Annotated in this window: 10 protein-coding genes and 1 pseudogene; 4 read left to right on the top strand and 7 right to left on the bottom strand. The window is 66.8% G+C overall.

Annotated features, from left to right (window positions below; genetic code table 11):
* Both VML93_RS32215 and VML93_RS32210 read right to left on the bottom strand, forming a co-directional pair.
* On the bottom strand, nt 1–362 hold a 362-nt coding region (locus VML93_RS32215), incomplete at its 3' end, for an alpha/beta fold hydrolase (RefSeq protein ID WP_325616918.1).
* A 7-nt stretch (nt 363–369) separates the two neighbouring features.
* Complete coding sequence (locus VML93_RS32210) at nt 370–789, bottom strand: ester cyclase (RefSeq protein ID WP_325616917.1); 420 nt, start codon at nt 787–789, stop codon at nt 370–372.
* A gap of 62 nt (nt 790–851) precedes the next feature.
* Here VML93_RS32210 and VML93_RS32205 point away from each other — a divergent pair, with 62 nt between their 5' ends.
* A complete protein-coding gene (locus tag VML93_RS32205; protein WP_325616915.1) occupies nt 852–1,889 on the top strand; it encodes an Rv2578c family radical SAM protein in 1,038 nt (345 codons plus the stop codon).
* On the opposite strand, the gene VML93_RS32200 is transcribed toward VML93_RS32205, so the two are convergent.
* The gene (locus VML93_RS32200) at nt 1,886–3,448 is read right to left on the bottom strand and encodes a metallophosphoesterase family protein (RefSeq protein ID WP_325616913.1); all 1,563 of its coding nucleotides are present in this window, start codon (nt 3,446–3,448) and stop codon (nt 1,886–1,888) included. The genes VML93_RS32205 and VML93_RS32200 overlap by 4 nt on opposite strands.
* Before the next feature lie 80 nt (nt 3,449–3,528).
* Here VML93_RS32200 and VML93_RS32195 point away from each other — a divergent pair, with 80 nt between their 5' ends.
* Entirely contained in the window at nt 3,529–3,981 is a 453-nt protein-coding gene (locus tag VML93_RS32195) for a hypothetical protein (protein ID WP_325616911.1), read from the top strand.
* Between the two features lie 21 nt (nt 3,982–4,002).
* On the opposite strand, the gene VML93_RS32190 is transcribed toward VML93_RS32195, so the two are convergent.
* Nucleotides 4,003–4,509 (bottom strand): helix-turn-helix domain-containing protein, encoded by a 507-nt coding sequence (locus VML93_RS32190; protein ID WP_325616909.1) that lies wholly within the window; start codon nt 4,507–4,509, stop codon nt 4,003–4,005.
* A gap of 45 nt (nt 4,510–4,554) precedes the next feature.
* On the opposite strand from VML93_RS32190, the gene VML93_RS32185 reads away from it, so the two are divergent.
* The gene (locus tag VML93_RS32185) at nt 4,555–5,340 is read left to right on the top strand and encodes an aldolase (protein WP_325616907.1); all 786 of its coding nucleotides are present in this window, start codon (nt 4,555–4,557) and stop codon (nt 5,338–5,340) included.
* Nucleotides 5,341–5,375: 35 nt separating this feature from the next.
* Nucleotides 5,376–6,248, top strand: a pseudogene (locus VML93_RS32180) (dihydrodipicolinate synthase family protein).
* Here VML93_RS32180 and ypfJ read toward each other — a convergent pair.
* The 3 genes from ypfJ to VML93_RS32165 all read right to left on the bottom strand — a co-directional run.
* Nucleotides 6,245–7,126 (bottom strand): KPN_02809 family neutral zinc metallopeptidase, encoded by an 882-nt coding sequence (gene ypfJ, locus VML93_RS32175; protein WP_325616905.1) that lies wholly within the window; start codon nt 7,124–7,126, stop codon nt 6,245–6,247. The pseudogene VML93_RS32180 and the gene ypfJ overlap by 4 nt on opposite strands.
* A gap of 29 nt (nt 7,127–7,155) precedes the next feature.
* Nucleotides 7,156–7,659 carry an SRPBCC family protein gene (locus VML93_RS32170; RefSeq protein ID WP_325616903.1) on the bottom strand — a complete coding sequence of 168 codons (504 nt, stop codon included), beginning with the start codon at nt 7,657–7,659 and terminating at the stop codon, nt 7,156–7,158.
* 94 nt (nt 7,660–7,753) lie between these two features.
* The coding region (locus tag VML93_RS32165; protein WP_325616901.1) for a ketopantoate reductase C-terminal domain-containing protein at nt 7,754–7,996 on the bottom strand (243 nt) is incomplete at its 5' end.

The raw sequence follows: 7,996 nt of genomic DNA, 5'->3' as shown, positions 1-7,996 counted from the left end.
CCGGTCAGCGAGTCCGCGAGTGACTTGCCCTCGGGAGGGACGAACGCTGTCGCGAGGACCAGCTCGCGCACCCTCGACGATCCGAGCTGGGTGACTACGCCGGGGACGATCAGTCCGGCCAGCGAATGGCCGACAAGAACGATGTCGTCTAACCCAGCGCGCTCGATGTCGTCGACGACCGATTGCACGCAGTCGGCGACCGTGAGCGTATGCAGGTCGCCGGGCTTGCCGCGGCGGCCAGGCAGGTCGACCGCGAGCACGGTCAACTCCGGCGCCAACTGGCGAATTGCGTCGACAGTGAGCTCCCAAGAATCCGCGGCGAGGCCACCGCCGTGCACGAGAACCAAAGCAGGCAGCGCCACGCCTCGGCTACCCCATCAAGCCGAGCTGCTGGATCATCGCAAGGTTGTCCGCCAGGCCCCATCGTTCGACGGCCTGGCCATCGGCAAAGCGCAGAATGCCCCACGTCGGCACGTCGAAAGACCGTCCGGTCGGCGGTATTCCGAGGTACTCGCCCCGATGGGTTCCGGTGGAGCGGCCGTAGGAAACGGCATAGTCACCATCGGCCAGCACCAGATCGAGCGGATTCTGATAGTCGGGGAAGGCTGCGCGGGTGAGTTCGACACTCGCTCGATACCGCGCGCGGCCGTCGCCCTCCAAGCCGACGAGTTCGACGTGATCGACCAGGTCCTCGGCGATCAGCTCGTCGATCAGCTCCAGCCGGCCGTTGTTCCAGATCTCGTCGGTGATGCGCCACATGAGCGCCCTCGAATCTTCGGTCGCTCCCATGGCGAGACCTTAGCCGCCGAACCGCCCTTGACTCCATATCGAACTATTGTTCGAATAGAGGTATGCGTTGGGCCGGTCAAGCCGTCGCGGTCAACGGGACGCCCGTCGACGACGGAGCGCTGCCGGGGCTGCAGCGGATCGGCTTCGTCCGCAGTGTGCGCGTGCCGCATTTTGACGGCATCACCTTCCACGAGGTGCTGTGCAAGTCCGCGCTGAACAAGGTGCCCAACGCCGCCGCCCTGCCGTTCCGGTACACGGTCAACGGCTACCGGGGCTGCTCGCACGGCTGTCGCTATTGTTTCGCGCGCCCCACCCACGAATACCTGGACTTCGACTGCGGCAACGACTTCGACACCCAGGTGGTGGTGAAGACCAACGTCGCCGAGGTGCTGGGCCGCGAACTGCGCCGGCCGTCGTGGCGGCACGAGACCGTCGCGCTGGGCACCAACACCGATCCCTACCAGCGCGCCGAGGGGCGTTATGCCCTGATGCCGGGCATCATCGGCGCACTCGCCGGATCGGGCACGCCGCTGTCGATTCTGACCAAGGGCACGCTGCTGCGGCGCGACCTGCCGCTGATCGCCGATGCGGCGGGGCAGGTTCCGGTGTCTGTGGCGGTGTCACTGGCGGTCGGCGACGCGGAGCTGCACCGCGACGTGGAGCCGGGGACCCCGACACCGCAGGCGCGGCTGCGGCTCATCACCGCGATCCGGGATTCCGGCCTGGACTGTCACGTGATGGTCGCCCCAGTGCTGCCGTATCTGTCCGACTCCACCGAGCAGCTCGACCGGCTGCTCGGCCAGATCGCGGCCGCCGGTGCCACCGGCGTAACGGTGTTCGGCCTGCATCTGCGCGGCTCGACGCGCGGCTGGTTCATGTCCTGGCTGGGCCGCGCGCATCCCGAACTGGTCGCGAAGTACCGCGAGCTGTACCGGCGCGGCGCCTATCTGCCGCCGAGCTACCGCGAAAGGCTGCGCGGACGGGCCGCGCCCCTGATCGCGAAGTATCGGCTAGGCGGTGAGCATCGCCCGTCGTCGCCGGCTGTCGAGGCTTCGATAATCCCGGCAATGCCGCAGCCCGAGCAGCAGACGCTGTTCTAGCCGCCGCGGGGCTTGGTCAAGGTGAACTCGTCCACGACGGTCACCGCACCGAACAATCCGTTCAGCGTGTAATGCGTCGCCTTGATTGAGGTATTGCCGCCGGGTCGGCCCGGGTCCACATCGAAAGCGGTGAAACCATAAGGGTTTTCGCGGTCGCGAAACGCCGACCACGGCGCGTCCTCGATCACGTAGATCGGTGCCTTGGCCTTGATGGAGGGGTCGTATTCGCCGACACCCATCAACACGCGGCAGCGGGGCTGCGGAAACAGCAACGTGTTGGACGGCAGCGATGTGCCGCCGCCGCCGATGACCATGTGCACGGTCCCGCGGGTGGTGTCGATGACGTCGCTGCGGGTCTGAACGGGCTTCGGTGTCAAGGTATCGGTGCCCAGGGTTCCGCGTACCGGATGCGACCGTTCGTAGTGGTGCTCGTGGCCGCACACCACCAGGTCCACCCCGTACTGGTCGAACAAAGGCAGCCACTGCTGGCGGATCCCCAGGTCGGCGCCGTTGAACCGGTCGGCGGTGGAAATCGCCGTCTGGTGCATGCAAACCACCACCCAGTCGACGTCCTGGTCACGTCGCGCCGCAGCGAGTTCGCCTTCAAGCCAACGCCTTTGCTCCCCGCCCGAGTAGCCGTGCACGTAGGAGTTGCCGCCGTCCTGCAGGGCCACGTCATCGTTGTTCAGGCTGACCACCCGCACCGATCCGGCGGTGAACGAGTACCACAGCCCACGCAGCTGCGGACTGGACCCCGAATCCGGCACCGCGAAGTACGCCTGGTAGGCGCCGTAACCGATTGGCCCATTGCCCAATTCGTTCTCGTGGTTGCCCGCCGCGGGCATCCAGGGCCGGTAGCGGGCCGAGCGGCTGTTCCACTCGAACCAATCCGACCAGGTGCGGATTCGGTCCTGTGCCATGTTGGCGTAGCAGAGGTCGCCGTTGACCAGATTGAACAGCGGGCCCAGCCGTTCGATCGCCAGCGTGGTATCCCCGGCCGAGGGCGTACCGACGTTGTCGGTGACGTATTTGTCGCCGACCAACTTGCCCAGCGTCGGCGTACCCTGATCTCCGAAACTTGTGAAGCGCAGCGGTTTTCGTCCTGACGGCGCCGTTCGAACCGTGCCCGGCTCGGGGTTCGCGCCGTCGTGCACCGCGGCGTATACGTACTCGGTGTCGGGTGTCAGGTTTGTCAGCCTGGCGTGGTTGACGCGGACCTCGGTGTTGGACTTGGCGTCCCGGTACGTTCGGGTTTCGGCCGCCACGGTGCGCCCGAAGCCCGCAGTCGGCGTACCCAGCATGACTCGCGGATTGCCGACGGCCTCGGTGGTGTGCCATGACACCACCACCTCGGTGGCGGCGTTCTTGCCGAATTGCAGATGCAGGCCGGCCACCGGCGGCGCGCCGCTTCGGTCGGGCTGGTACCAGACAGCGGGCCCGCGCCGATGAGACCACAAGAACGTGGCACCGCCCCCGATCCCCGCGCCGGCAAGCACCGCGGTGCCCGTCGTCAACAGTCGGCGACGACCGATGCCCGATGGGGATGGATCGTCGCTCACTCATGCTTCATACCTGAGCGAGCCGACGTGTGGCCACCGATGCCCGAATCCTCAGTAACGAATCCGGTAGCGTTTTCGATATGACCCACGTGCAGAAAGTGACCTGCAGGGTTGCGGCGGCAACGTTTGCCGCGGCTCTGGTAGGCGCCGGAGTCGCATTCATGCCCGCGGCCGCCCTGGCGGACCCCGCCGGCCATCAGGTGACCTACACGATCACCAGCACCGGCAACCTCACCGGCAATGTCCGGTACATGAACACCGATCCGCCCAGCCAGGCGGCCTTCAATGCCAACTCCGGGCAGTTCATGAACACCGTGCAGACCGCGTTCACCGCCGGGCAGCCGCTGGTGTACACGGCCACGTTGGCGAACCCCAACCAGTGGGCGTATGTCGCCGCTAGTGGCGGGTGCCACTGGCCTGACTGCGGCTCGGGGGCCACGCCTGAGCTGCACTGCGAGATCGCGGTGGACGGCCAGGTGGTCACGCAACAAACCGCCACCACCGGCGTCACGTGCTCGACGCGGCCCTGGTAACTAATCGCGTCAACAACTCGGTCACCGGCACGCGACCAGGACGACTTCGGCGCGCCGCCTGCCGACTCCCCGGATCTTGTGGGGGAGTGAGGCGTCGAAGTAGGCGCTGTCGCCGGTGCCCAGCGTGATGGTCCGGTCCGCGTATTCGAGCTCGACAGTCCCGGCGTGAACGAACACGAACTCCTGACCCGCGTGCTCGGCATGCGGATCGTCCGACGGCTCACCCGTCGGGCGAACCACGAACGGCGACATGGACTTTCCGAGCAGCGCCGAAGCCAGCGCGCGGTAGCGCCCGGCGGCCGAGCCGGCCCGGTCGACGGTGATCTTCTCGTCAGCCGCCTCGTCGGAGAACAGTCGCCCGACATCCACGTCGAGTGTGCGCGCGACCTTCAGGGCCACCGCGATCGACGGTGTGTTCTGCCCGCGCTCGATCTTGGACAGGTAGCTCTTGGTCAGGCCGGTCTGTCGGGCGAGGGCCTCCAACGTCAGGCCGCGTTGTTGGCGGACCGCGCGTAGCAGTGCTGTCACGAAGCTCCTATGACACAAAGTTTCCTAACTGCTACATTGTGTCATATGGCCAGCACCTTCACCGATTCGAAGACCGAATTGATGCAGCGCGCCCAGAAGCGGCTGGACGCCGAACAGATCGAGTCGCAGTTGACCACGCGGCAGAAGGTCGCGCTGACCTGCCGCGTCCTGTTCGACGCCGGGCACGACTCGGGGTTGGCAGGTCAGATCACCGCCCGCGCCGAAGCCGACGGCACCTACTACACCCAGCGGCTGGGTCTCGGGTTCGACGAGATCACCGACGACAACCTGCTGCTGGTCGACGAGGACCTCAACGTCCTCGACGGTGACGGGATGGCCAACCCCGCCAATCGTTTTCACAGCTGGATCTACCGCGCACGGCCCGACGTGCAATGCATCGTGCATACCCACGCCTTCCACGTCGCGGCGCTGTCGATGTTGGAAGTTCCGCTGATCGTCTCGCACATGGACACCACGCCGCTCTACGACGACTGCGCATTCCTGCCGAACTGGCCGGGCGTTCCGGTCGGCAACGAGGAGGGGGAGATCATCAGCGCCGTGCTCGGTGACAAGAAGGCGGTGCTGCTGGCGCACCACGGCCAACTGGTGACCGGCGCCAGCGTCGAGGAAGCCTGCTCGCTGGCGATCCTGATCGAGCGCGCCGCAAAACTACAGCTGGCCGCCATGGCCGCCGGCACCGTTAAGGAACTCCCGGCGGAGCTGGCCAAAGAGGCTCACGACTGGACATTGACGCCCGCGCGCAGCCGGGCCAACTTCGCCTACTACGCCCGTCGCGCCCTGGCCCGCCACCCGGACGCGCTCACCAGTTAAGCCGTTAGCCGTCAACTGAATTCAAGGAGCGCGCCTTGTTTCAAGGCATACTTGCGTACCCGGTGACCCCGTTCGCCGCCCACGACACGATCGACACCAAGCGTCTGGCCGCGCTGATCGACCGGCTGGTCGCCTCCGGGGTGCACGCGATAGCCCGCTCGGCAGCACCGGCGAACTGGCCTACCTGGAAGAGGCCGAGTTCGACACGTGGTCGACACCGCGATCGCCACCGTGAACGGTCGGCTGCCGATCGTGGTCGGGGTGTCGGATGTGACCACCGCCAAGACCATTCGGCGCGCCCGGCATGCGCAGCGGGCCGGCGCCGACGCGGTGATGGTGCTACCCGTGTCCTACTGGAAGCTCACCGAACGTGAGATCGTCCAGCACTACCGCAGCATCGGCGAGGCCATCGGCATTTCGATCATGGCCTACAACAACCCGGCCACCAGCGGTGTGGACATGCGGCCCGAGCTGCTGGTCAGCATGTTCGACACGATCGACAACGTCACCATGGTCAAGGAATCCACCGGTGTGACCTGTCCCGGATGCAGCGCATCGCCGAACTTTCCGGCGGCAAGCTGCCCTTCTACAACGGCACCAACCCGCTGGTGCTCGACGCGCTGATCGCCGGCGCCTCAGGATGGTGCACGGCCGCGCCCAACCTGCGGCCTCAACGCTGCATCGACCTCTACGACGCGGTGCGCGGCGGCGATCTCGACAAGGCGCGGGTTATTTACGACGACCTCAAGCCGCTGCTGGAGTTCATCGTCGCGGGCGGACTGGCCACCACGGTGCAGGCCGGGCTGGATCTGCTCGGCTTCCCGGCCGGGGACCCGCGGGCGCCGCTGCTGCCGCTCGACGAGCACGGGCGCGCTGAGTTGCAGGGCCTGCTGAAGGCTGATTGTTAGCCGAGGTTGTTGGTGCTGAAGGTGTCGCACTGCTTCGGATCGCCGGTCTGATAGCCGACCGTGAACCAGTGCGTGCGCTGCTCCGATGAGCCGTGGGTCCAGGACTCGGGATTGGTACGGCCGGTCGTCTCCTGCTGAATCCGGTCGTCGCCGACGGACGCGGCGGCCGACAGAGCGTCCTGGATGTCCTTGTCGGTCAACGGCTCCAGGTACGGCACGCCGGTGCTGTCCTGCTTGGTCGTCGACGCGTAGTGCGCCCAGATTCCGGCGTAGCAGTCGGCCTGCAGCTCGGTGCGCACGCCGTTGCCCCCGGCGCCCTGCGCGCCCTGCTGCGCGCGGCCCAGCACGTGCAACAGGTTCTGCACGTGGTGGCCATATTCGTGGGCCACCACGTACTCCTGCGCGAACGGTCCACCGCTGGAACCGAATTTGTCGACCAGCTCCTGGAAGAAGTCGGTGTCGAAGTAGGCCGTCTGGTCCACCGGGCAGTAGAACGGCCCCACCGCGCTGGTGGCCGAACCGCACCCGGTGTTCACCTGGCCGCTGAAGAGCCGCACATGCGGGCGGGTGTAGTTGCGCCCCAGCTTGGGCATCTGCTGGTGCCATACCGCGTCCACCGAGTTGCCGGTGGCCACCACGCGGCACTGCACGTATTTGTTGGCGTCGGCGCCGGTCTTGCACTTGTTCAGGTCGAATCCGGGCGCCGAGTAGCCGGCGTCCTGCTGCTGGTTCAGGCGACCGGGATCGACCCCGAGGAACATCGCCACCAGCACGATCAACAGCCCACCGAGGCCGCCGCCGAGGGCGATCATCCCGCCCCCGCCGCCGGAGGACGACGCGGTGCTGGTGTCGATCTGCATACCTTCGTTGAAGGTCATTGCACTCTCCCGAAATGTGGTCGGTCGAATCAGCCTAACGCCGTTGCGGCGAACCGGTCATCGGTGTAGCTGCGCAGGTTCTTCAGGAACCGGCGCAGGACCAGGTTCAGCAGCGGCGCAACGACAAACATCGCCAGCCGCGCCGGGCCGGCGGGTTTCTGCGCCATGGTCCAGGTCAGCCGGCAGCCGCCCGGAATGACCTCGACCCGGTAATCCTCGGCAAACGCGGCGACCGATCGCGTCGAGCATTCGTTGAACCGGAATGCCACGCGGGTGAAGGGTTCCCAGGCCAGGAACTCTTCGTTCCCGACGATTCCGCCGCGCATTTCGACGGTGCGGGTGGTACCGACACCGCGCGGCTCGGGACTGGTCCAGGTCACCTTGGTGATCGCACTCGCCCAGCGCGGCCAGGACTCGGCGTCGGCGAGCACCTCGAACAGCTGCTCGGGCGTGACGGCGAGGTCAACACTGTTGCGGAACACATGTGGCGCTTCGTCGGTGAAGCTCAAGTCGACGCGCTCGCAGGGGAACATGGTTACTTAACCTAGCTCGGCGACGATGCGTGCGGCGAAGCCGCGGGAGGTGGGGGTACCACCCGCTTGCGGGGGAGAGCCGGGCAATTCAGGCCTAGCCGGGACCGTCGCTGGCCGCGGCCAGCAGTGGCACCACGACATCGCTGATCGGTGTGGCCAGGCCGTGGGCGCGGGCCTTGCGGATGATCACCCCGTTGCGGATGTCCCAGTCCATCCGGCGGTGGTGGTCCCGGTCGGCCAGTATCGAGGTGCCCATGTCCTGCGTTGCGTGGCGAAACAGGTCGGCGAACCCGTCGACAACGTCGTCGGGCAGCCGGGCGCCCTCGGCCCGGGCGAC

The organism is Mycobacterium sp. (assembly GCF_035499775.1).
GTDB lineage: Bacteria > Actinomycetota > Actinomycetes > Mycobacteriales > Mycobacteriaceae > Mycobacterium.
The sequence above is the reverse complement of the archived record's forward strand: the minus strand, read 5'-3'. Positions and strand labels throughout refer to the sequence as shown.